Annotated in this window: 22 protein-coding genes; 11 read left to right on the top strand and 11 right to left on the bottom strand. The window is 60.6% G+C overall.

All coding sequences use genetic code 11. The features are described 5' to 3' along the window. Window position 1 precedes the first annotated feature (1 nt). Together phnN and FHW37_RS16430 are read left to right on the top strand one after the other, a co-directional pair. Window positions 2-595: a phosphonate metabolism protein/1,5-bisphosphokinase (PRPP-forming) PhnN gene (gene phnN, locus FHW37_RS16435; protein ID WP_145638304.1), complete on the top strand. Its 594-nt coding sequence runs from the start codon at window positions 2-4 to the stop codon at window positions 593-595. A gap of 173 nt (window positions 596-768) precedes the next feature. After that, entirely contained in the window at window positions 769-972 is a 204-nt protein-coding gene (locus FHW37_RS16430; protein ID WP_145638303.1) for a hypothetical protein, read from the top strand. Between the two features lie 31 nt (window positions 973-1003). On the opposite strand, the gene polA is transcribed toward FHW37_RS16430, so the two are convergent. Further along, a complete protein-coding gene (gene polA / locus FHW37_RS16425; RefSeq protein ID WP_145639278.1) occupies window positions 1004-4012 on the bottom strand; it encodes a DNA polymerase I in 3009 nt (1002 codons plus the stop codon). Between the two features lie 443 nt (window positions 4013-4455). Between polA and FHW37_RS16420 the strand changes: the two genes are divergently transcribed. Beyond that, window positions 4456-4887 (top strand): MarR family winged helix-turn-helix transcriptional regulator, encoded by a 432-nt coding sequence (locus FHW37_RS16420; protein WP_145638301.1) that lies wholly within the window; start codon window positions 4456-4458, stop codon window positions 4885-4887. A gap of 180 nt (window positions 4888-5067) precedes the next feature. Further along, window positions 5068-6456: a dipeptidase gene (locus FHW37_RS16415; protein ID WP_145638300.1), complete on the top strand. Its 1389-nt coding sequence runs from the start codon at window positions 5068-5070 to the stop codon at window positions 6454-6456. 496 nt (window positions 6457-6952) lie between these two features. Here FHW37_RS16415 and FHW37_RS16410 read toward each other — a convergent pair whose 3' ends face one another. Next, on the bottom strand, window positions 6953-7162 hold the full coding sequence (locus FHW37_RS16410; protein WP_145638298.1) for a cold-shock protein: 210 nt from the start codon (window positions 7160-7162) through the stop codon (window positions 6953-6955). Window positions 7163-7623: 461 nt separating this feature from the next. Here FHW37_RS16410 and FHW37_RS16405 point away from each other — a divergent pair, with 461 nt between their 5' ends. Then, the gene (locus FHW37_RS16405) at window positions 7624-8106 is read left to right on the top strand and encodes a YbaK/EbsC family protein (protein ID WP_145638297.1); all 483 of its coding nucleotides are present in this window, start codon (window positions 7624-7626) and stop codon (window positions 8104-8106) included. Between the two features lie 75 nt (window positions 8107-8181). Here the strand turns inward: FHW37_RS16405 and FHW37_RS16400 are convergent, their stop codons facing one another. From FHW37_RS16400 to FHW37_RS16375, 5 genes are all read right to left on the bottom strand, one after another. Further along, window positions 8182-8556 (bottom strand): hypothetical protein, encoded by a 375-nt coding sequence (locus FHW37_RS16400; RefSeq protein WP_145638296.1) that lies wholly within the window; start codon window positions 8554-8556, stop codon window positions 8182-8184. Between the two features lie 411 nt (window positions 8557-8967). Further along, on the bottom strand, window positions 8968-9180 hold the full coding sequence (locus tag FHW37_RS33595; RefSeq protein WP_186458284.1) for a hypothetical protein: 213 nt from the start codon (window positions 9178-9180) through the stop codon (window positions 8968-8970). Between the two features lie 301 nt (window positions 9181-9481). Beyond that, window positions 9482-9679: a hypothetical protein gene (locus FHW37_RS16385; protein ID WP_145638294.1), complete on the bottom strand. Its 198-nt coding sequence runs from the start codon at window positions 9677-9679 to the stop codon at window positions 9482-9484. A 123-nt stretch (window positions 9680-9802) separates the two neighbouring features. Then, window positions 9803-10048: a hypothetical protein gene (locus FHW37_RS16380; protein WP_145638293.1), complete on the bottom strand. Its 246-nt coding sequence runs from the start codon at window positions 10046-10048 to the stop codon at window positions 9803-9805. A gap of 162 nt (window positions 10049-10210) precedes the next feature. After that, on the bottom strand, window positions 10211-10399 hold the full coding sequence (locus FHW37_RS16375) for a hypothetical protein (protein WP_145638291.1): 189 nt from the start codon (window positions 10397-10399) through the stop codon (window positions 10211-10213). 239 nt (window positions 10400-10638) lie between these two features. On the opposite strand from FHW37_RS16375, the gene FHW37_RS16370 reads away from it, so the two are divergent. The 3 genes from FHW37_RS16370 (at window position 10639) to dnaJ (ending at window position 16638) form a co-directional block, all read left to right on the top strand. Next, window positions 10639-13311: a transglycosylase domain-containing protein gene (locus tag FHW37_RS16370; RefSeq protein WP_145638290.1), complete on the top strand. Its 2673-nt coding sequence runs from the start codon at window positions 10639-10641 to the stop codon at window positions 13309-13311. Between the two features lie 197 nt (window positions 13312-13508). After that, the gene (gene dnaK / locus FHW37_RS16365; protein ID WP_145638288.1) at window positions 13509-15410 is read left to right on the top strand and encodes a molecular chaperone DnaK; all 1902 of its coding nucleotides are present in this window, start codon (window positions 13509-13511) and stop codon (window positions 15408-15410) included. Between the two features lie 94 nt (window positions 15411-15504). After that, window positions 15505-16638 carry a molecular chaperone DnaJ gene (dnaJ, locus tag FHW37_RS16360; protein ID WP_145638287.1) on the top strand — a complete coding sequence of 378 codons (1134 nt, stop codon included), beginning with the start codon at window positions 15505-15507 and terminating at the stop codon, window positions 16636-16638. 57 nt (window positions 16639-16695) lie between these two features. On the opposite strand, the gene FHW37_RS16355 is transcribed toward dnaJ, so the two are convergent. After that, window positions 16696-17025, bottom strand: a complete 330-nt coding sequence (locus FHW37_RS16355) for a hypothetical protein (protein ID WP_246690802.1) — start codon at window positions 17023-17025, stop codon at window positions 16696-16698. A gap of 113 nt (window positions 17026-17138) precedes the next feature. Between FHW37_RS16355 and FHW37_RS16350 the strand changes: the two genes are divergently transcribed. After that, the gene (locus FHW37_RS16350; protein ID WP_145638286.1) at window positions 17139-17732 is read left to right on the top strand and encodes a TetR/AcrR family transcriptional regulator; all 594 of its coding nucleotides are present in this window, start codon (window positions 17139-17141) and stop codon (window positions 17730-17732) included. 91 nt (window positions 17733-17823) lie between these two features. After that, the gene (locus tag FHW37_RS16345; RefSeq protein WP_145638284.1) at window positions 17824-19026 is read left to right on the top strand and encodes a low temperature requirement protein A; all 1203 of its coding nucleotides are present in this window, start codon (window positions 17824-17826) and stop codon (window positions 19024-19026) included. A gap of 6 nt (window positions 19027-19032) precedes the next feature. Here the strand turns inward: FHW37_RS16345 and FHW37_RS16340 are convergent, their stop codons facing one another. From FHW37_RS16340 to FHW37_RS16330, 3 genes are all read right to left on the bottom strand, one after another. Next, window positions 19033-19239 carry a SlyX family protein gene (locus FHW37_RS16340; RefSeq protein ID WP_145638283.1) on the bottom strand — a complete coding sequence of 69 codons (207 nt, stop codon included), beginning with the start codon at window positions 19237-19239 and terminating at the stop codon, window positions 19033-19035. Beyond that, window positions 19232-19768 carry a cupin domain-containing protein gene (locus FHW37_RS16335; RefSeq protein WP_145638282.1) on the bottom strand — a complete coding sequence of 179 codons (537 nt, stop codon included), beginning with the start codon at window positions 19766-19768 and terminating at the stop codon, window positions 19232-19234. The genes FHW37_RS16340 and FHW37_RS16335 overlap by 8 nt, the downstream gene beginning before the upstream one ends. An 81-nt stretch (window positions 19769-19849) precedes the next feature. Further along, on the bottom strand, window positions 19850-21349 hold the full coding sequence (locus tag FHW37_RS16330; protein WP_145638281.1) for a globin-coupled sensor protein: 1500 nt from the start codon (window positions 21347-21349) through the stop codon (window positions 19850-19852). Window positions 21350-21622: 273 nt separating this feature from the next. On the opposite strand from FHW37_RS16330, the gene recF reads away from it, so the two are divergent. Further along, window positions 21623-22747: a DNA replication/repair protein RecF gene (gene recF / locus FHW37_RS16325; protein ID WP_145638279.1), complete on the top strand. Its 1125-nt coding sequence runs from the start codon at window positions 21623-21625 to the stop codon at window positions 22745-22747. The last annotated feature ends 12 nt before the right edge of the window (window positions 22748-22759 follow it).

Raw genomic sequence — 22759 nt, 5'->3', positions numbered from 1 at the left:
TATGGACGCCCTCCCCTCAGAAACCGGCTGTGACAGCCATGGCCGCATGGTCGTCGTCGTGGGACCGAGCGGTGCCGGCAAGGATACGCTGATGGCGGAAGCCGCCCGGTTCTTTGCAGGGCGGGACGACATCCAGTTCGCAAGGCGGATCATCACCCGTGACGGCGCGGCCGGCGGCGAAGACCATGACGGCGTTTCCGAGGCGGAGTTTCAGGACCTGAAGGAAGCCGGCCGACTGGCCGTTTCCTGGCATGCGCATGGCCTCTTTTACGGTATTCCGGCCGAAACGCGCGATGCGGTGGAGGCCGGCAAGCTGGTCATCGCCAACGGATCCCGCTCGGCACTCGGCGCCTTCAAGTCCGCCTATCCGAGGCTGACGGTGATCAATGTCGTGGCCCGGCCGGATGTGCTGGCCGCACGGCTTGAAGCCCGCGGACGCGAAAGCCGCAGCGATATATTGCGGCGGCTGGAGCGCAGCTCGCTGACGGTCGGGGGTGATTACGACGTCGTTACGATCGACAATAGCGGTGCCCTGGCGCAGGCGACCGATATAATGATCAAAGCGCTTAGCAATTGCCTTCACTTAAAAGTATAAATTTTGACATAATATCGATTACTGCACTTTACACTGACAACAGCCTCCCTATTTGTTCCCGTATATTAGGGGGTTCGGAAATGGGCAGTTCACAATCGAGAAGTGGCTCGAGTGAAGAAAGTGCATTCAGATCCGATCTGGAAGCGCGTTTCGTCGTACTCGAGATCATCTCCATGACATCACTGGCTCTGGCGCTCGACACGTCGGAAAATGCCGATATCGAACACGCACGCGGCATTACCAGCCTTGTGCGAGAGACGATTCGGCAGCGCTGTCGAGAGCTGAACATGTCCGAGGCCGGGCAGAGATCAGCCGCCGGTTATGCCGACGAGCTGCTGTCGACAGCCCTTTCCTCGCTCTATCCGTCCGACGAATAGAATATCCTGCGGCCGGCTTACGCTCGCCTGCTCAGTGCGCCTCGTCCCAGTTGTTGGCGGCGCGCGCATCGACCTTCAGCGGCACAAGCATCGAGATCGCCGGCATCGCCGCCTGTTCCATGGTGGACACGACGACCGGGATCGTCCGCTCGACATCCTCATCCTCGACTTCGAAGATCAATTCGTCATGCACCTGCAAGAGCATGCGGGCCTTTTCGCCAAGCCCGGCCGCGGCAAGTGCCGGCTCCATCTTCACCATGGCGCGGCGGATGATATCTGCCGCCGAACCCTGGATGGGCGCATTGATCGCCGCACGCTCGTTGAACGCGCGCATGGAGGGGTTGGAGGAGCGGATTTCCGGATAATGGGCGCGGCGGCCGAAGATGGTCTCGACATAACCGTTTTCGCGCGCAAACGCCTTGGTGCTTTCCATATAGTCGCGAATGCCCGGAAAGCGCTCGAAATACTTCTTGATGTAATCGCTGGCTTCGGAGCGTTCGATCGACAGCTGGTTGGCAAGACCGAAGGCGGAAATGCCATAGATGATGCCGAAATTGATCGCCTTGGCGCGGCGGCGCACTTCGCTCGGCATGCCTTCCACCGGCACGCCGAACATTTCGGACGCCGTCATCGCGTGGATGTCGATGCCGTCTTCGAACGCCTGGCGAAGCTGCGGGATATCGGCGACATGCGCCAGAACACGAAGTTCGATCTGGCTGTAGTCGGCCGAAAGAAGCTTGTGGCCGGGCGTCGAGATGAAGGCCGTACGGATCTTGCGGCCTTCGGCTGTGCGCACCGGAATGTTCTGCAGGTTCGGTTCCGACGAGGACAGGCGGCCGGTCGTCGTCGAGGCCAGCGAATAGGACGTGTGGACGCGCTTTGTCTGCGGATGGACGTAGGTCGGCAGGGCGTCGGTATAGGTGGATTTCAGCTTGGTCAGCTGGCGCCAGTCGACGATTTTTCGTGGTAGATCGTGGCCGGCGGCGGCCAGATCTTCCAGCACGCTTGCCGATGTCGACCACTGGCCGGTCTTCGTCTTGGCGCCGCCCGGCAGGCCCATCTTGCCGAACAGGATATCGCCCAGCTGCTTTGGCGAGCCGATGGTGAATTTTTCGCCGGCGAGTTCGTAGATCTCGTCTTCGAAGGCTGCGGCCTTCTGGGCAAGCTCGCCCGACAGGCGCGACAGGATCTGGCGGTCGATGGTGATGCCGCGCTCTTCCATATCGGCCAGCACAGAGACCAGCGGCCGTTCCAGCCGCTCATAGATGCGCGTCAGGCCCATGGATGCCAGCTGCGGCTTAAGAACCATCCAGAGGCGCAAAGTCACGTCCGCATCTTCCGCCGCATAGGTGGAGGCGCGGTCGATATCGACGAAATCGAAGGTGACGCCCGACTTGCCCGAGCCGGCGACATCCTTGAAGGCGATCGGCTTGTGGTTGAGCCAGCGCTCCGACAGGCCGTCCATGCCGTGATTGGCCTTGCCGGCATCCAGCACGTAGGACATCAGCATCGTATCGTCGTAACCCACGACAGTGACGCCGTGGCGTTTCATCAGCAGGTAATCGAACTTCAGGTTCTGCGCGACCTTGAGGACCGACGGATCTTCCAGAAGCGGTTTCAGCCGGGCAAGCGCATCGGCAACCGGGATCTGGTTTTCTGCCATTCCACCGCCGAGCAGGTCGCCGACGCCAGTCTTGTGGGTCAGCGGCACATAGGCGGCGCGGATATCGAGGCCTGCGGGGTTTTCGCTATTGTTGGCGATCGCCAGCGAAAAGCCGACCAGTTCAGCCTGCATCGGATCGAGTGAATTGGTTTCCGTGTCGAACGCGACAAGCCCGGTTTCGCGGGCATCCGCAATCCAGCGATCAAGCGTCGCGGTATCGCGAATCGTGACATATTTCGACGGGTCGATCGGCGCCTTGGCAAAGGCCTCGATGCGGCTTGCAGCGAAATCGGCGGGCGTCGCCTCGCCTGTCCCTTTGGCAATGGCAGTCTTTGCCGGGCTGGCGGGCGCCTTGGCGGCGGCGTCACCGGTATCCTTGGCGGCAGCTTCGGTCTTGGCTGTAGCGGCGTCCGTATCGAGGTCCGGGCCATGCGCGGCATCGCCCCATTCGGCGGTGACGGTGGCGGCTTCGATCTCGTCGGCATTGCAATCGCAGGCGGAGGCGACGCGGCGGGTCAGAGTGCCGAATTCCATCGCCTTGAGGAAGGCAACGAGTTTCGGGCCGTCCTGCGGTTCCAGAACCAGCGCATCGAGCTCGAGATCGAGCGGCACGTCGATGCGCAGTTCGACCAGCTGGCGCGACAGGCGCGCCAAGTCGGCATTGGCAACGATGTTTTCGCGGCGCTTGACCTGCTTGATCTCGCCAGCACGCGCGAGCAGCGTGTCGAGATCGCCGAACTCTTCCAGAAGCTGGGCGGCAGTCTTCGGGCCGATGCCGGGGATGCCGGGCACGTTGTCGACGGAATCGCCGACCAGCGCCTGCAGGTCGATCATCTTTTCCGGCGGCACGCCCCATTTCTCGATGACATCCGGAATGCCGATCTGCTTGTCCTTCATGCTGTCGTACATGTGGACATTGGGGGTCACCAGCTGCATCAGGTCCTTGTCGGACGAGACGATGGTGACATCGGCGCCGGTCTTTTCCGCCATGCGGGCATAGGTGGCGATGATGTCGTCCGCTTCAAAACCTTCGGTCTCGATGCAGGGCAGATTGAAGGCACGCGTCGCCTGGCGGATCAGGCCGAATTGCGGCACCAGCTCTTCCGGCGGCGCCGAACGGTTGGCCTTGTAGGCGTCATAGATTTCCTTGCGGAACGTTTTCGACGAATAGTCGAAAATGACCGCGAAATGGGTAGGCGTCACCCCGACGGACGTGTCGCGCGCATCGGTCAAAAGCTTCCACAGCATGTTGCAGAAACCCGAGACCGCGCCGACCGGAAGGCCGTCGGATTTGCGGGTCAGCGGCGGCAGCGCGTGGAAGGCGCGAAAGATGAAGCCGGAGCCGTCGATGAGGAAAAGATGATCGCCTTTTTGCATGGGCATGGAATAGCCTGCGGCAACCGAAAGGTCCATGGAAACTTGACACCGCCCCGATGGCAGTTCCTGCCCTGAAGACCGGTTTGACGTCACACAGGGCTCACCGGAAGGTTACCGTTTTGTAATCGAGCTTTCCCTTGAAAAGCCTTATTCCGGCTCTCATTTCATAATCACCGGCGATTGATCACGCCGCAGTCTGGCAGCAGGCATGTCCCCCGCCGCGCCAGACCGGGCAAAGGCCTACCCCCCTCTCCGGGCCTTTGTCCTTCAATCGAAACGCCATGGCTGTCCCCTCCGGCCATGGCGTTTTTTATTGGCCCTTTTGTCGATCGACGTTTTCATGACAGAAATGCAGGATGTTCCCGCCGCAGGCTTGGCGAAAGCATGGCCTGCGATATATCGATAATGCTGCCCGCGGCTCGACAGGGAGGTTGAACGAGGCCATGGCATTCGATCGTTCCCATTCCGCCACCTATCTCGCCGGGCAGCTCGCCAAGGGCTTTGCACGGTCGCTGCAGAAACGATCCCTTTCGCTCGGCTTTTCACCGGGACAATTCCCCGTCCTGCTTGAGCTCTGGCAGGAAGACGGCCTGACCCAGAAACAGCTGCTCGACCGGCTGGAAGTGGAACAGGCGACGCTTGCCAATACGCTGGCACGGATGGAGCGCGACGGGCTGATCGCCCGCGTCAAACATCCAAGCGACAAGCGGGCCCAGATCATTACCCTGACCGAAGCCGGCCGGGCGCTGGAGATGAGCGCGGTCGAGGCTGCGGCGGATGCCGACGCGGCACTGTTTTCCGGTTTCAAGCGCTTTGAGCGTGACCTGATGATCGAATATATGCGGATGATCGTCGAGAATTCCCGAAAACTCTGAACCTCACCCGCGACCTAAGCTGACAACCTCTTTTCGATTGTGTCGCAGCGGCAAGGCTTGCTAACACTGTCAGCGGAAAAGACGGGTTTCTGATCTTTTGAGCCCGCCACTCTTTTGAACCCGCCATTGGGTGCCCGTCATTCAGGGTGCGTTTCCCCGCAGCAGATACAGGACAATTTCATGAGCGATCTTTCCGCCGTTCTCGATCGAGCCGACCAGAACCTTCCCGCCGCCATCGAACGCCTGTTCGATCTCGTGCGCATCAAGTCCATCTCTACCGATCCGGCCTTCAAGGCCGATTGCCGCAAGGCCGCCGAATGGCTGGTCGAGGACCTAAAGACGCTCGGCTTCGACGCCTCGGTGCGCGACACCGCCGGCCACCCGATGGTCGTTGCCCATCATGCCGGTGCGACGGCGTATGCGCCACATGTTCTCTTCTACGGCCATTACGACGTGCAGCCGGTCGATCCAATCGAACTGTGGGAAGACGACCCCTTCGATCCGAAGATCAAGGAGATCAGCGCCGGCCGCAAGGTGCTGACCGGCCGCGGCACGGCCGACGACAAGGGCCAGCTGATGACCTTCGTCGAAGCCTGCCGGGCCTACAAGGAAATCAACGGTTCGCTGCCGATCCGCGTCACCATCCTGTTCGAAGGCGAGGAAGAATCCGGCTCGCCGTCGCTGAAGCCTTTCCTCGAAGCCAATGCGGACGAGCTGAAAGCGGATTACGCGCTGGTCTGCGATACCGGCATGTGGGACACGGATACGCCGGCCATCGCCGCAGCCCTCCGTGGTCTGGTCGGTGAGGAAATCACCATCACCGCGGCCGATCGCGACCTGCATTCCGGCCTTTATGGCGGTGCTGCCGCAAACCCGATCCATATCCTCACCACGCTGATTGCCGGCCTGCGCGACGAGACCGGCCGCATCACGCTCGAAGGTTTTTACGAAGGCGTCGAAGAGACGCCGGAAAACATCAAGCAGAGCTGGGAAACGCTCGGCCGCTCGGCTGAAAACTTTCTGGGCGAAATCGGTCTTTCTGTCCCCGCGGGCGAAAAGGGCCGCTCGGTTCTGGAACTGACCTGGGCGCGGCCGACCTGCGAAGTGAATGGTATCTGGGGCGGTTATACCGGCGACGGCTTCAAGACCGTGATTGCCGCCAAGGCCTCGGCCAAGATTTCGTTCCGCCTTGTCGGCACGCAGGACCCGCAAAAGATCCGCGACAGTTTTCGCGCTTATGTGCGTTCAAAAATCCCGGCCGATTGCTCGGTCGAGTTCCACGAGCATGGCGGCTCGCCGGCCATCCAGCTCTCCTATGATTCGCCGGCCCTGACCAAGGCGAAGAACGCGCTTTCCGACGAATGGGTAAAGCCGGCCGTCGTCATCGGCATGGGCGGCTCGATCCCGATCGTCGGCGATTTCCAGAAGATGCTCGGCATGGATTCGCTGCTGGTCGGTTTCGGCCTCAATGACGACCGCATCCATTCGCCGAACGAAAAATACGACCTGAAGTCCTACCACAAGGGCATTCGCTCCTGGGCTCGGATCATTGCAGCGCTGGCCGTCTGAGCTCAAATAAGCAAAAGGCCCCGCTCTGGCGGGGCCTTAAAAACAAAAAGGCCGGGCAAGCCCGACCTTTCCACTCCCATTCATCGTGCCAGTACATCCGTGGTCACAGTCGATGGGACAAGCATTTTCGGCGCGGCCACTTTCAGATCTCCAGGATCGATAAATCCCTAAAATCACCGCGGCTCTGGCGATCATCGTCTCGCAGGGGAGTTAACATACCGTTAATACGGATATGCGGACTGTTCCGAGGCGGCACGGTTTCCCGTATCTGCCGTTAAATGCAGGCGGCTCTGCCTATCTGGCGACTCGCCTTGCATTGCGCCGGAAACGCTCTTGAACCCTAGATGGGGGCGGTATTGGCCGATTGCAAGGGCCGGCGGTCGGCGCAGTCGAATATCCGGCGTCAGCACGAATCAGTGTCCAAAACGACCGAAGGCCGGCGTGAGCCGGCCTTCGTTCAAAATCCGGAAAGGGAAAAGTCCCTTTCACGCAAACCTTACATAGCCTGCAGGCGGTCTGCGGATTCCTTGCCCGAGCGGCGGTCGGTGGTCAGCTCGTAGCCGATCTTCTGACCGTCAGCCAGCTGGCCCATGCCAGCGCGCTCAACAGCGGAAATGTGAACGAAAACGTCCTTGCCGCCGTCGTCCGGGGTGATGAAGCCGTAGCCCTTGGTTGCGTTAAACCACTTTACAGTACCAGTCGCCATAGTGATGCCTTTCCTTGCAAATGTCCGACTACCCCACCCTCAACGGGTGAGACGTTTGTGTTTCGAATTTGAAGAAAGATCGTCGCAGGCGAGGCATTGGGGCCAAGTGCTGGCTATCAAACAAATATCGATGCGACGGATTTAGAGGCTCAACCGGAATGCGTCAAGGGTGCGAAAATTAGCCCTATCCCGGCTGCATGGCTGAGCCGGATACAGAAAACCCGGCGCGGGAGGAGGTGCGCCGGGTTTCTGAAACTGACCAACAACCGGGAGGAGGAGGTGTTGCTGGTCCCATCGAGGACACTGGGAGGAGGAGTGCATCCGTCGATGATTGTGTTATACACCCGATCAGCTTAAAAAACAGCCAGAATTTCGCAGCGCAGCAATGCGTTTTCGACATGGCTCGATTTGATGGCTTTGACGGCTTGCCGAGACTTTTTCATTCGGCCATTCTCGACCCCATGAGTCTTACATCCGTCCGCGCCTTTTTCGCCGCCAAAGCACCCGATATCGAGGTGATCGTCACTGCCGAAAGTTCGGCGACCGTGCCGCTCGCGGCAATCGCCCATAGCGTCGATCCGGCCCAGATTGCCAAAACGATCTGTGTTCGGGCGGGCGAGCGCACCGTTCTGGTTGTAATGTCGGGCACGACCCGGCTGGACAATCGGAAATTTCGCGATGTCTTCGCAGCCAAGCCGCGCATGCTGGCGGGCGAAGAGGTCGAGGCTCTGACCAGCCATCCGGTCGGCGGCGTCTGCCCGTTCGGGGTGGCGACGGACATGCCGATCTATTGCGATCAGTCTTTACGGAAATTCGATCTGGTCGTGCCGGCTGCCGGAGCACCGAATGCAGCGGTACGGATCGGTACGGAACGCATGGCTGAGCTGACGGGCGCCATCTGGATCGATATCGGCCAGCCTCCGGCAGAAGCCGCTGCGGATTGATACCGGCGGACGCCAAAACAAAAGCGGGTGGATCGCTCCACCCGCTCGCTTCAAAAACCCGTCCGGCCGATAATATCAGAACCGGTCGTTGATATAACGGCTGTACCAAGCCTGCTTGCTGTCAGCGGAGGCCGTGGCGACCACATAACCGACGGCAAAGCCGATGGCGCCGATCAGGGTGAACAGGGTCGTGGTGGCAGCCGGATGCTCCTTGATCGTGGTCGCGACCGAGCTTGCCTCGTCAGACACATAATTGACAGCGCTCGAAGCGCGGCTGGAAACCTTGTCGTAGACGATGCCGGTCTTGTCGGCGAGCAGATCGCGCAGGCTGGCGATCTCGGAACGCAAGGTCGCGATTTCCGAGCTGAAATTGCCGCTGTCGCTGGGCTCATGATCAAAGGACGGCGCTTTGGTTTCGACCGTCTTCAAGCTCTTCACTGTATCTGCCATTCTGACCTCCTGGGAATTGATCGAGAGACCGTTCAACTTCCCAGAGGCAGATAGGTTCCTTTAGAGCCTTTCCTTGTTAGATTGAAGCATTCTGCCGGAGCAGGTTTTCGTTGGGGCAGAGGCGATTGGCGAAGGGCATACCGCGGGGTACGTCCGAGCCGATCGCCTCTGATCCCGGCGGAAAGATGCCCGGCCCCTTCGGGGTTGGCTGAAACGGGCCGGATGGTCGCCTGGCCGGCTTGGCCGTATGCCGCAGCTACGACGCGCGCCGGCCAGGCGACCATCCGACTCCGTTTGAGCCAACAGAATGCTTCAATCTAACAAGGAAAGGCTCTAAGAACCGTCAAAAGCAATGCCGCAGCACCTCGCAGGCACTGCGGCATGATAATGTGTCATCCGTGGTTCAGCAGGTCACAGGCCTTTGGCGAGCGTTTCCGCCAAAGCTGCAAGACGATTCTTGTCGTCCGAGCCCTTCTGAAGGGAGTTTACGAGAATGAGCGCCAATGCCTCGGCATCGGGGCTGGACTTCTCGATATGATGTTCAAGACAAGTCTCATCGAAGACCTGCTGCAGTAGATTAAGCTGGTCCGGATTGACCGGATTTCTGATTTGTTGTGTCGGCATATCACCCTCCCGACTACGAGCGGATAAAAAGGCAACCCTTCCTCTTCCGGTGTTCCTTTAGAGCCTTAAACGCTCATCCGGTGGCGCCGATAATTGACGCCAGACTCACCGGTCGAAGACCCCCAGAGTTCCTGCCCAAAAGCGTGAAGAGTGTGAGACCACCCTAATTAAATAGCAATAACAAATTCCCATGGGTGCAATTTAGGGGTTAACCCTTATGGAATTACCCTTATTGCACGCACGAAAAATGGCAGCGCCACTTTCGCAGCGCTACCATTGCAGATTTGGTTGCATCAGCCGATCAGGCCATGCCGGCGGGATCTCCGATGGGGAGAAGCGCCGGATCAAGTGTCGGATCCTGCGGATTCTTGGTATCGCCAGGATCCTGCGCCGGCGTCAGCGGCGGCTTTTCCTGGGTGTGGTCCGGCACACCTCCGGTGGGTACAGGGCCACGCGGAGTTTCCGCGCCGGGTGTCGGAAGCGGATCGCGATTGGGCATAACTGTCTCCTTGGTTGAGGTACCAAGGATAAAACTGCGTTGCCCTGTGATGGTTCCAAAAACTGATCGCTCCCGAAACGGCCGCAATTTACGAAGCCCCGCTTCCTGGTCGCTCCGGCCGTCTTATCTCGGCCAGAGACCGGAGCGTGCTGCGCCGGACCTGTTTCCAAGCAGATAACCCAGAGCGAAAGCGACCAATCCGACGGCAACGACTGCCGAACCGGTCACCGCCGGATGATCGGCGGCATGGGCCGCAACCATGCCGGCTTCGTCCTTGATGCGATTGGCTGCAGATTTTGCCCTGACGGCGACGCCGGTCTCTTCCGCGACGTCACCGGTAAAACCGAGATTGAGAGTTTTCTTTGCCATGATCATCTCCTTTGAATGAGACAACCATTCAGCCGCGCACGAAGTTCCGCCGCGTCGAGAATCAGTCATGGGGATCGAGCCGGAGAGCGAGCGTTCTCCCGGAGACACGAAATCGATTGCTCTTCGTCGATTTTCCGGCGGCGCTCCTCCACGCCGCAAGCTTTACGACAGGCTGAGCTTGTACAAAGCCTCACGGCTCAGGAAGACATCCGTTTTCCCGGCCTCGAAAGCCGGATGGCTGAACTCGAATATTCCCTTTTCGGGCATGTCGAGCGCCTGCTTGACCGTAACCAGTCCAACCGGTACGCGCCGGTCACCATTCTTCACTACTGCTTCAACGATCGTATTCATGGCCTCCCCTCCTCAAGGGCTGATCCAGAACGCATCACAGTGATTCCTAGAATAGTAGAAAGCCGGTTTTTTTGAGATTTACCAGCGTTTTTTAGTGGTGCCGCATATAAAGGTGCCAAAAGCATCCTTTTACACCTCGTTAAATCGCCGCATTTAGAGTGCAGCAGTCGGATCGGGCGAGGAAATTCAGACATAGGCAGGTCGGGCGACCTGCCGCAACGGGGGTATGCCGGCTCACCATGGCAGCCAGGAAATCGGACAGGCGCGTCGAACCTTCCTTCGAAGGGGCTCGACAGAACGAGGATTTTCGCCTTGACGCGGACGACCGGATCAGCGGTTCCGGACGCGGCAAGCGGCGCGTGCCGAAAGCCGAGGTCGAGTTTGACGACGACGATGATCAGGACGATCGCGACGAAGAACCCGTAGCCCGTTCCCGCCCCTCCCGTGCTCCCCGCAACAAACAGGCCCCGCGCCGCGAGCGCGAAAGCCGAGGCCGTGAAAGACGGCGCGAACGCGAAGGCGGCGGATTTTTCGCCGGCATCCGCAGGCTGATCTACTGGTGTGTCGTGCTTGCCATCTGGGCCGGCATCGGTGTTGGCGGACTGGTGCTTTATTACGGCGCCCGCATGCCATCGGCCAGCACCTGGACGATCCCGGATCGCCCGCCGAACATGAAGATCACCTCCAATGACGGCTCCGTGCTTGCCAATCGCGGCACGACCGGCGGCGAGGCTCTGGCGCTCGAGGACATGTCGCCCTATCTGCCGCAGGCGGTGATCGCGATCGAGGACAGGCGTTTCTATTCGCATTTCGGCGTCGATCCGCTCGGGCTGGCGCGCGCCTTCGTCAACAATATTACCGGCCAGCCGATCCAGGGTGGCTCGACGATCACCCAGCAGCTGGCAAAAAACCTGTTCCTGTCGCCGGACCGCACCTTCGAGCGAAAAATCCAGGAAGTGCTCCTGTCCTTCTGGCTGGAACACACATTCACCAAGGACCAGATCCTTGCCATGTATCTGAACCGCGTGTTCTTCGGCTCGAATGCCTATGGCGTCGAGGCGGCATCGCGGCGTTATTTCAACAAGTCGGCACGCGACGTCAGCCTCGGCGAAGCCGCCACGATCGCAGGTCTTCTGAAGGCGCCGTCGCGCCTGTCGCCGGCGCGTGATCCCGAGGCGGCCGAAGCGCGTGCGCAGGTCGTGCTTGGCGCGATGCGCCAGGAAGGGTTCATCACCGACAGCGACCTGAAGACCGCCATGTCGCAGCCGCCGACCAAGGCAAAGAGCAACTGGACCGGCGCGCAGCAATATGCGGCCGACATGGTCGTCGACGAAGTGAAAAGCCTGATCGGCGAGCCGAAGACGGATATCGTCGTCGAGACGACGATCGACCGCCGGTTGGAAGACGCCGCCGACAAGGTTCTGAACGAGGTCCTGAAGAAGGACGGCGCGAAATCGAATGTTTCGCAGGCCGCTCTCGTCTCCGTCGATGCGACGGGCGCGATCCGCGCACTGGTGGGCGGGCGCGACTATGGCGAAAGCCAGTTCAACCGCGCCACCAAGGCAAAACGCCAGCCCGGCTCGTCGTTCAAGCCGTTCGTTTATGCGGCAGCGCTCGAATCGGGCTTGAGACCCGATACGATCCGCAACGACACGCCGGTCAGGATCGGCAACTGGACGCCGGAAAATTACGAGAAGGAATATAAGGGGCCGGTTCCCCTCTCCTACGCGATCGCCCATTCGCTGAACACGATTGCCGCCCAACTCGTCATGGAAGTCGGCCCCGACAAGGTGATCGCGCTGGCGCACCGGCTCGGCGTCGATTCGGAGATCCAGCCGAATGCCTCGATCGCGCTCGGCACGTCGGAAGTCTCGCCGCTTGAGCTCACCTCCGCCTATGCCGCCTTCATGAACGGCGGTTACAAGGCGACACCTCATATCGTGAAACGGATCACCGATCCGGACGGCAAGGTGCTTTACGATGCCGATTACAGCAATCCGCCGCGCGTGCTGAGCGCACCGCTGACGGCTGCGATGAACAGCATGATGGCCGGCGTCGTCAATGAAGGCACGGGCCGTGCTGCGCGGATTGACGGCTGGCAGGCAGCCGGCAAGTCCGGCACGACCCAGTCTTTCCGCGACGCCTGGTTCGTCGGCTTTACCAGCATCATGACGACCGGCATCTGGATGGGCAATGACGACGGCGCCTTCATGAAAAAGGTGACGGGCGGCGGCCTGCCGGCCAAGGCCTGGAAGGAATATATGACGGTGGCGATGAAGGGCTATACGCCGACACCGCTGTTCGGCTCCAATAGCGGGCTTGCCTTGCCGCCGGCAACGGAACAGCCGCAGGCGCCCACGACGACGATCGGTGAGATCATTTCCGGCATCCTGCCCGGCTCGACCGGAAACAAGCTGCCTGCCGGCGCAGTGCAGGGCAATTTCCCGCCGGCGCCAGCGCCGGCACAGCAGGCCCCCGCGCAGCAGGCACCAGCCCAGGCGGAAGCCTCGCTGGAACAGCTGCCCCAGCGCCCCGTGCAGCAGCCGATGCCGCAGCAGCCTGTCCAGCAACAGGCAACCCGCCAGCGTGCTCAGCCGGTGCAGCCGCAATCGCCCTGCGCCTATGGCGACAACGCCTACTGCAACGACAATCGCCCCACATATGATAACCGGCAGGTTTACGACAACCGTCAGGCGGCGCGCCAATATGGCGATGGCAATGGTTCGAACCGCGCGCAACAGGCCGGCGGATACCGGGATTACCGGCAATATAAGGGGCCTTATGACGGCCAGGCACCGGTGCCGCCCGGCAATGTCGGCGGCGTTCCGATGCCTCCGGGAGATGTCGGCCAGGTCTACCAGCCGCAGCCGCAGCGCCGCACGACGCTTCTCGACGCCATCCTGGGGCAGTGACGCTGGCCGTATCGCCTTTTCGGCCAACGTTATTTTGCTTGGCTTGAGGCCAATTCGCGCCTTGCAGTCGGAAAAACCCCTCCTTATATACCCCGTCAGGACGCAGCTTGCGCTGCTAAAAACCATCCCAATCGAGGAACGGTCAATGGAATGCCTTTAAGGGGGTTCCGACAGTTCGCTTAAAGGAGAGAGAAGATATGGCAAAAGTTATTGGCATCGACCTCGGTACAACCAATTCCTGCGTCGCCATCATGGACGGCAAGGACGCGAAGGTGATCGAGAACGCGGAAGGTGCGCGCACGACGCCTTCCATGGTGGCATTTTCCGATGATGGCGAACGCCTCGTCGGCCAGCCGGCCAAGCGCCAGGCGGTCACCAACCCGACCAACACCCTGTTTGCGGTAAAGCGCCTGATCGGCCGCCGCTTCGACGACCCGACCGTCGAGAAGGACAAGAGCCTCGTTCCGTTCGACATCGTCCGCGGCGACAATGGCGATGCATGGGTCAAGGCTCAGGACAAGAATTACTCGCCGGCACAGATTTCCGCGATGATCCTTCAGAAGATGAAGGAAACTGCCGAATCCTACCTCGGTGAAAAGGTCGAAAAGGCCGTCATCACCGTTCCGGCATACTTCAACGACGCTCAGCGCCAGGCAACCAAGGATGCCGGCCGCATTGCAGGTCTTGAAGTTCTCCGCATCATCAACGAGCCGACCGCCGCTGCCCTTGCCTATGGCATGGACAAAAAGGACGGCAAGACGATCGCCGTTTACGACTTGGGCGGTGGTACGTTCGATATCTCGGTTCTGGAAATCGGCGACGGCGTCTTCGAAGTGAAGTCGACCAATGGCGACACCTTCCTCGGCGGTGAAGACTTCGACATGCGTCTCGTCGAATATCTCGCAGCCGAGTTCAGGAAGGACCAGGGCATCGACCTGAAGAACGACAAGCTTGCCCTGCAGCGCCTCAAGGAAGCTGCCGAAAAGGCCAAGATCGAACTGTCGTCCTCGCAGCAGACCGAAATCAACCTGCCGTTCATCACGGCTGACGCTTCCGGTCCGAAGCACCTGACCCTGAAGCTGACCCGCGCCAAGTTCGAAAGCCTGGTCGACGATCTCGTCCAGCGCACGATCGCACCGTGCAAGGCAGCTCTCAAGGATGCCGGCGTCACGGCTGCCGAGATCGACGAAGTCGTTCTCGTCGGCGGCATGAGCCGCATGCCGAAGGTCCAGGAAGTCGTCAAGCAGCTGTTCGGCAAGGAGCCGCACAAGGGCGTCAACCCGGATGAAGTCGTCGCACTCGGCGCGGCTATCCAGGGCGGCGTTCTGCAGGGCGACGTCAAGGACGTTCTTCTGCTCGACGTGACCCCGTTGTCGCTCGGCATCGAGACCCTCGGTGGCGTCTTCACCCGTCTGATCGACCGTAACACGACGATCCCGACCAAGAAGAGCCAGACCTTCTCGACCGCTGAAGACAACCAGCAGGCTGTGACGATCCGCGTTTCGCAGGGCGAGCGCGAAATGGCTGCCGACAACAAGTCGCTCGGCCAGTTCGACCTCGTCGGCCTGCCGCCGGCACCGCGCGGCATGCCGCAGATCGAAGTCACGTTCGACATCGACGCCAACGGCATCGTCCAGGTTTCGGCCAAGGATAAGGGCACCGGCAAGGAACAGCAGATCCGCATCCAGGCATCTGGTGGTCTTTCCGACGCCGACATCGAGAAGATGGTCAAGGACGCTGAAGCAAACGCCGAAAGCGACAAGAAGCGTCGTGCAGCCGTCGAAGCCAAGAACCAGGCCGAAAGCTTGATTCACTCGACCGAGAAGTCGCTCAGCGAATATGGCGACAAGGTTTCCGAGACCGACAAGAAGTCGATCGAAGATGCCATCGCAGCGCTGAAGGGCTCTGTCGAAGCTTCCGAACCGGATGCCGACGACATTCAGGCCAAGACCCAGACGCTCATGGAAGTTTCCATGAAGCTCGGCCAGGCCATCTATGAGGCCCAGCAGGCCGAAGGTGGCGCTTCCGAAGGCGGCAAGGATGACGATATCGTCGATGCCGACTACGAAGAGGTCAAGGACGACAAGAAGTCGGCTTAATCGTTGGTTGCCACGTGGCAACGGCTCGACCATAGTTGACTATCATCCGGCTGCCATCGTGCAGCCGGACCGCTTTCTGGAACCGGTTACCTGAATGGCTAAAGCAGACTTTTACGAAACACTGGGTGTCGGCAAATCGGCTGACGAGAAGGAGCTGAAAAGCGCCTTCCGCAAGCTCGCCATGAAGTACCATCCGGACAAGAATCCGGGCGATGCCGAGGCAGAGCACAAGTTCAAGGAATTGAACGAAGCCTACGAGACGCTCAAGGATCCGCAAAAGCGCGCAGCCTATGACCGGTTCGGCCATGCAGCCTTCGAACAGGGCGGCATGGGCGGCGGCGGATTTGGTGGCGGCGGCGCGGGTGCCGGCGGCTTCTCCGACATTTTCGAAGACATTTTTGGCGAGATGATGGGTGGCGGTCGTGCGCGCCGCTCCTCTGGCGGTCGCGAACGCGGCGCCGATCTTCGCTACAATATGGAAATCAGCCTGGAAGAATCCTATGCCGGCAAGACGGCGCAGATCCGGGTTCCGACCTCGATCACCTGCGATGTCTGTTCCGGCTCCGGCGCCAAGCCCGGCACGCAGCCGAAGACCTGCGGCACCTGCCAGGGTTCGGGCCGCGTCCGTGCCTCCCAAGGCTTCTTCTCGGTCGAACGCACCTGCCCGACCTGCCATGGCCGCGGCCAGACGATTACCGATCCCTGCACCAAGTGCCACGGCCAGGGCCGTGTAACGGAAGAACGTTCGCTCTCGGTCAACATCCCGGCCGGCATCGAGGATGGCACGCGCATCCGTCTGCAGGGCGAAGGCGAAGCCGGCGCACGCGGTGGTCCGGCGGGCGATCTCTACATCTTCCTGTCGGTCAGGCCGCACGAGTTCTTCCAGCGCGATGGTGCGGATCTCTATTGCGCCGTGCCGATCTCGATGACGACGGCAGCGCTTGGCGGCACGTTCGATGTCGCGACGCTGGACGGTTCGAAGTCGCGTGTTACGGTGCCGGAAGGCACACAGGCCGGAAAGCAGTTCCGCCTGAAGGGCAAGGGCATGCCGGTTCTGCGCTCGTCGCAGACGGGCGATCTCTATATCCAGATCGGTATCGAGACGCCGCAGAAGCTGACCAAGCGACAGCGCGAACTGCTGCAGGAATTCGAGGAAATCTCCTCGAAGGAAAACAATCCGGAATCGACGGGCTTCTTCGCCCGGATGAAGGAATTCTTCGACAGCTGATCCCGATGGATTGAGACCGATATAGAAACGCCGGCCTTTGCGCCGGCGTTTTTCGTTTCAGGCCTTTGCCAGCTTGCCGGGACGCGGCAAACCGGCGACGAACCAGCCGAAATGCCGGTTGATGGCCGGTGAGACGGCGAAGACGATCGAAAACACCATGAAGGGCGTGATGATCATCGTGCGATGCCAGATCTCCCAGCCTTCGGTGAAGGATGCGAGCGCATAAAGCAGCGTCGTGATGATCGGATAGACCGCGATCACCAGCAAGACCGAAAAGCGCAGTTTTGACGGTTGGGCCTGAACCGGCGGCACATGCGGCAGTTCCAGCTCGGCTTCCTCCAGCATTTCGATGAATTCGGCATCGTTGGTATCGGTCGGCGCGGTCATGCCTGATCTCCATAGGAACGGTGCGTTTCGGTAGCGCAAACCATAACGAAACGAGGCGTTTCGTTCAAGAGTGCCGTATGCTAGGCATCGATGCTCGTGGAGGGGGTGATTGCATGACGAATGCAGGGACAAGCCGGCGGCGATCGATCGGTGCACAACGCAATCCGGAAAGCCAGCAAGCGATCCTGAAAGCGGCCGAAGCGATCCTGATGGAAGACGGACTGGCCGGCTTCTCGATCGAGGCCGTGGCGCGCCGTGCGCATGCCGGCAAGCCGACCATCTATCGCTGGTGGCCGTCCCGCGCAGCCCTTCTGCTCGATGTCTACCATCATCAAAAGCATGTCGAGCGGGTGCCGGATACCGGCAGCCTGGAAACCGACATCATCGCCTTCCTGACCGCGCTATTTGGTTATTGGCGCGACGGCAATGCCGGTGCGATTTTTCGTTCGGTGATTGCCGAGGCGCAGACCGATGTAAAAGCCACGGATGCGCTGCGGGCCTATGTGCTCGACCGTTTTTCCCAATCGGCGGAATTTGTGCGCCGCGCCCAGGCAAGGGGCGAGGCCGCAGACTGGGTTTCTCCTGAACTGGCGATCGAACTTCTGGCCGGTTTTGCCTGGAACCGGCTGCTGACATCCCGGCTGGATGACAACCCGGAAGAGCTGCAGCGCCTAGCCCGCCAGATCTCCCTCGGCCTCAAGGGGTGAGACAATAGCGCGCGACCACTCGGCGAACAGGAAACGCGCTCTAGATAATCTCCCTCAAGACCCCGACAGATCCGTCCATATGGGAGACACGATGGCAGCCGACATGACGAAAGAGACGACAGGCAGCAAGCGCAGCTGGCTGAGGAAGGATGACCATGAATCCACCAAGGCGAGCTTTCCGGAACTGTTCTTCGATCTCGTCTTCGTCTTTGCCCTGATCCAGCTCTCCGAGACGCTGGCCGCCGATCTCTCCTTCGGTGTCGCCGGGGCAGCGCTGCTGTTCATCTTCGCGCTCTGGTGGATCTGGATCCACACGACCTGGGTGACCAATCTCCTCGACGCAGAGATCGAGCCGGTGCGGCTTCTGCTGTTCGGGCTGATGTTCCTCGGTATCATCCTCGCAATCGCCTTGCCGCGGGCCTTTGGCGATATGGGGCTGCTGTTTGCGCTCGCCTATTCGGCCATGCAGATCATCCGTTGCCTGTTTGCGCTTTATGCCTTTCGCGGCGCCGACCGGGATTCTTTCGTGACCTTCGAGCGGATCACCGTCTGGCTTGCGATCTCCAGCCTGTTCTGGATTGCCGGCGGGCTTGCCGAGGGCGAGACGCGTGTCTGGCTCTGGATCGCAGCACTCGCGGTCGAATATGTGGCGCCGATCTTTCGCTACTGGCTACCCGGTGTCGGCGCGGCGCCACCGGAGACGCTCGACATCAATGGTGAGCACATGGCGGAACGCTGCGCCCTGTTCGTCATCATCGCGCTCGGCGAGACGATCCTGACGACCGGCAAGAACGCCTCCAGCCATATGGAAGGCGATCTCACGCCGCTCGTGCTTGCCTGCGCCTTCCTGTCGACCGTGCTGATGTGGTGGATCTATTTTCACGACGGCCAGGAAAAGGCGGCCGACAAGGCGGAAGAGACAAGCGCGCCGCAATCGACTGCACATCACCTCTTCACCTATGGCCACCTGCCGATCGTCGGCGGCATCATTCTTGCCGCCGTAGGCGAGGATTTCGCCCTGTCGCATCCCGATCAGCGCGGATCATTCGCCCAGGCCTCTGCCCTGCTCGGCGGACCGATCCTGTTCCTCACGGGCATGATCTGGATGAAGACGGTATCGTCAAGGTTCATTCCCTGGTCGCATTGCACCGGGATTGCCCTGCTGGCTCTCTGTTTCCTGCTCGTTCCGACTGCCACCAATTTCACCATCCAGATCCTGGCGACGACGGTGCTTCTGCTGGTTGCGATCTGGGAATATGTGGCGCTTAAGTCAGCAAAACCTGCCGCGGCCTGAGGCCCGTCAGTAATGCGGTGGCCGGGTGATGGCGGGGGCTTCGAGAGATGTTTCTTCGAGGCTGAGAAACCGCTCCGTCAGCCGGTCGAGCTTGGCACGGGTCTGCTCCACGACCTTCCACTGTTCGGCCAGCTGGTCGGACAGTTCCTCGATCACCTTGGCCTGATGGGCGGCAAGCTCCTCCAGCGCAACAATGCGGGCGTCTTCAGTCACTCTTCTTCTCCTTGGAGGCTTTCCAGGCGCGCACGGCGTCCGGCATGCCGTCATGATCGCCAAGCGGTCGCGGCGGCGGGTTTTCCCACCAATCGGGCCGGATCGGCTTCATGTCCAGGTTTTTCGGATAGAAGATGCGGTTTTCCGGCTTGTTTGCCTCGCCGACCACCAGCAGCCGCACCTCTTCTTCCGTGTTGTTGATAAAGGTATGAGCGATGCCGGTTCCGGCCGGGAAACCGACGGAATCGCCGGGCTTTAACGGATAAAGCTCACCATCCAACCAGACGTCCGGATATCCCTCCAGCACGTAGACGAATTCCTCCTCCGACATTTCCGCATGCGGAAAGGAGGAGCGGCGGCCGGGTGGCAGGCGTTCGTGATGGATACCGATCCGGGTCAGCCCGTATTGCCGGGCGAGCGGCGCGCCAAAACCCATCAGTTCGTCGTCACCGCGATAATGGCCTTCCTCAGGCTTTTCGACCTCGGTCCAGTGGCGGATGAAAGATGGGCGGTCTTTTTCGCTCGTCATGCGGCTCTCCTCCGGAATGCCGCAAGTCTATCCAAGCGACCGGCCCCGGTCGAGGCTGTCCTTGCCAGTCACGCGTAAAGGTCAGGCCCGCAGTCTTGGACGCTCCGTTACCTGCTCGCGCGACCGGCGTGTGGTGAAGCGCGATACCAGCGTGGAGAGGGCGCGGCTGATCGAAACCAGATTCTGGCTCGACGCGTTGGTTTCCTCCATCACGGCAGCGTTCTGCTGGGTGATCTGGTCCATGGACCGAACTGCGGAATTGATCTCGTCGATGCCAGACGCCTGTTCCTGGGCCGACTGGGCGATGGCATTGATATGCTCGTCGATCACCTTGACGCGGCCACCGATGCCGAGCAGCGCCTCGCCGGTCTGGTTGACCAGCTGCACGCCGCGTCCGACGTCATGCGACGAACGGTCGATCAGTTCCTTGATCTCCTTGGCGGCATTGGCCGAGCGCTGGGCAAGCTCGCGCACTTCCTGCGCGACGACGGCAAAACCCTTGCCCTGTTCGCCGGCACGGGCCGCCTCGACGCCGGCATTCAGCGCCAGAAGGTTGGTCTGGAAGGCGATCTCGTCGATTACGCCGATGATCTGCGTCATCTTCTGGGACGACTGTTCGATATGGCCCATGGCGGCGATCGCGTCTTCCACCACCTTGCCGGAGCGCTCCGTGGCAGCGGCAGATTCCTGGATGATCTGCTGAACATCCCGCGTGCGCTTGGCGGACTGGGCGGAAATCGTCGTGATCTGCTCCAGCGCGGCAGCGGTCTCTTCGAGAGCAGAGGCCTGCTGTTCGGTGCGCTTGGCCATGTTGTCGGCAGCCGAGGAAATGCCCTCGACTTCGTCGCCCACCTGTTCGACCGAGGAGCTGATCTCCTGCATGGCTGCGGCCAGCGCGCCGATGGAGGAATTGTAATTGGTCTTGAGATCGCTGAAATCCGGCGCCAGCTGCTGCCAGAGCTCGGCGGTCAGGTCACCATTCGACAGGCTCTTCAGGGCGGCGCCAAGCGCCTGCATTGCGGCATCCTGGGCGGCCTTTTCTTCGGCACGACCATTTTCGGCGGCCTGCCGCTGCTCGTTCAGAGAATCGAGATAGACGGAAATCGAATAATCCATATCGAGCAGCGCTGCCTTGACGGCGGCTGAAAGGCTGTTGGCAAGTCCTTCCGCTTTCTTCTCGACGAAGAAGCCCTTGATCTCTTTCTTGACGATGGCGCGGATCAGACCATCCAGAATGAGGGCGTAACCGCCGATATACCAGCGCGGTTCGAGGCCAAGGCGGGCATGCGTGCGGCCGATCGCCGATACCGCGTCAACATAGACGCCATCGAAACGGGCCGAGGCGATCATTTCCCAATGGGTTGCCTGTCTCGACTTCGCATGGGCGATATGGGCTTCGGTGGCGAACAGTCTTGCCGTGTGCGGATCGCTCTTGGCCTTCTTGTAGAAGGCGTCCAGCGACGGACCGATGGCTTCCTTGACAACAGGCAGGAGCGCAACCAGATCGCGACGTTCTTTTTCCCCGAGATTGATGAAATCGAGGCGCTCGTTGAGGCCAGCCTTTTTCGTGTCGCGTTCCAAGATCGTCTCCGGCAAAGAGCGCCCTCGGGATCGGGACGCGAAATGAAGTATAGCCAGTTCTAGGAGTGACCCTTTAAGAGGTTGTTAGCCATGTGCCCCAAGTTTTCATTAATCATAAGTTGGTGTGTTATTGCGAATAAATTGAAGTTCTAATGGATTTGCTTGCGCCGACAGAATCGGTACCGATCCGGCCAGAACCATTCTCTTCCAAGCGAATGCTTGCCTTTGCGCGCCGCAATCCTTAGCTCAATCCGGACATCAACGTGATTCCCGATGGCGCAAAAGACTTTCCTCTCCCGTCTGCAGCTGACCGACTTCCGCAATTATGCGGCGGCGTCCCTGTCGCTCGACGAGCGCCATGTCGTGTTGACCGGCGAGAACGGCGCCGGCAAGACCAACCTGCTTGAAGCCGTCTCCTTCCTGTCGCCCGGCCGTGGCCTGCGCCGCGCCGTCCTTTCCGATGTTTCCCGCGTCGGCGCCGCCGGCGGCTTTGCGATCTTTGCCGATGTCGAAGGCATGGACGGGGAAGTTGCGATCGGCACCGGGACCGAAGCTGGCGAAGGTGAGAATGTGTCCCGCAAGCTGAGGGTGAACGGCACATCGGCGAAATCGACCGAGGAATTGTCGGACCATTTGCGGGTTCTCTGGCTGACGCCTGCCATGGACGGGCTGTTTACCGGCGCATCCTCCGACCGCCGCCGTTTTCTCGATCGGCTTGTCCTGTCGCTCGATGCGGCCCATGGCCGAAGGGCAGGTGATTTCGAGCGCTCCATGCGCAGCCGTAACAGGCTTCTGTCCGAGGGACGGTTCGACCCTTCCTGGCTTTCAGCCATCGAAGCGCAGATGGCAGGGCTCGGCATTGCCATGGCCGCGGCGCGACGGGAAATGCTCGGCCTCCTGAGCCGGCTTTCGGCCGGCACCGCCGAGACGCCTTTCCCGACACCGCTTCTGTCGCTGGAAGGGTTTCTGGACGAGTTTCCGGACCAGCCGGCCGCCGTGCTGGAAGATATCTATCTTGAAATGCTGCGGACCAGCCGCAACCGCGATGCCGCGGCCGGGCGCACGCTCGACGGGCCGCACCGGTCGGACCTGCTCGTGCGGCATCGCGAGAAGGACATGGATGCGGCGCGCTGTTCGACCGGCGAACAGAAGGCATTGCTGATCGGTCTCGTGCTCGCCCATGCACGGTTGACGGCCGACATGACCGGTTATGCGCCGATCCTGCTTCTGGACGAGATTGCCGCGCATCTGGACGAAGGCCGGCGAGCGGCGCTGTTCGACCTCATTCATGGGCTCGGCGGCCAGTCCTTCATGACCGGTACCGACCAGGCGATGTTTTCCGCACTCGGCGACCGCGCCCAGTTTCTCACCGTGTCGCATGGCGGTATCGCGCGCTGAAAATGCCTTACC

Source organism: Neorhizobium alkalisoli (assembly GCF_007829835.1).
Taxonomy (GTDB): Bacteria; Pseudomonadota; Alphaproteobacteria; order Rhizobiales; family Rhizobiaceae; genus Neorhizobium.
This window is presented reverse-complemented; position numbering and strand designations above follow the sequence as displayed.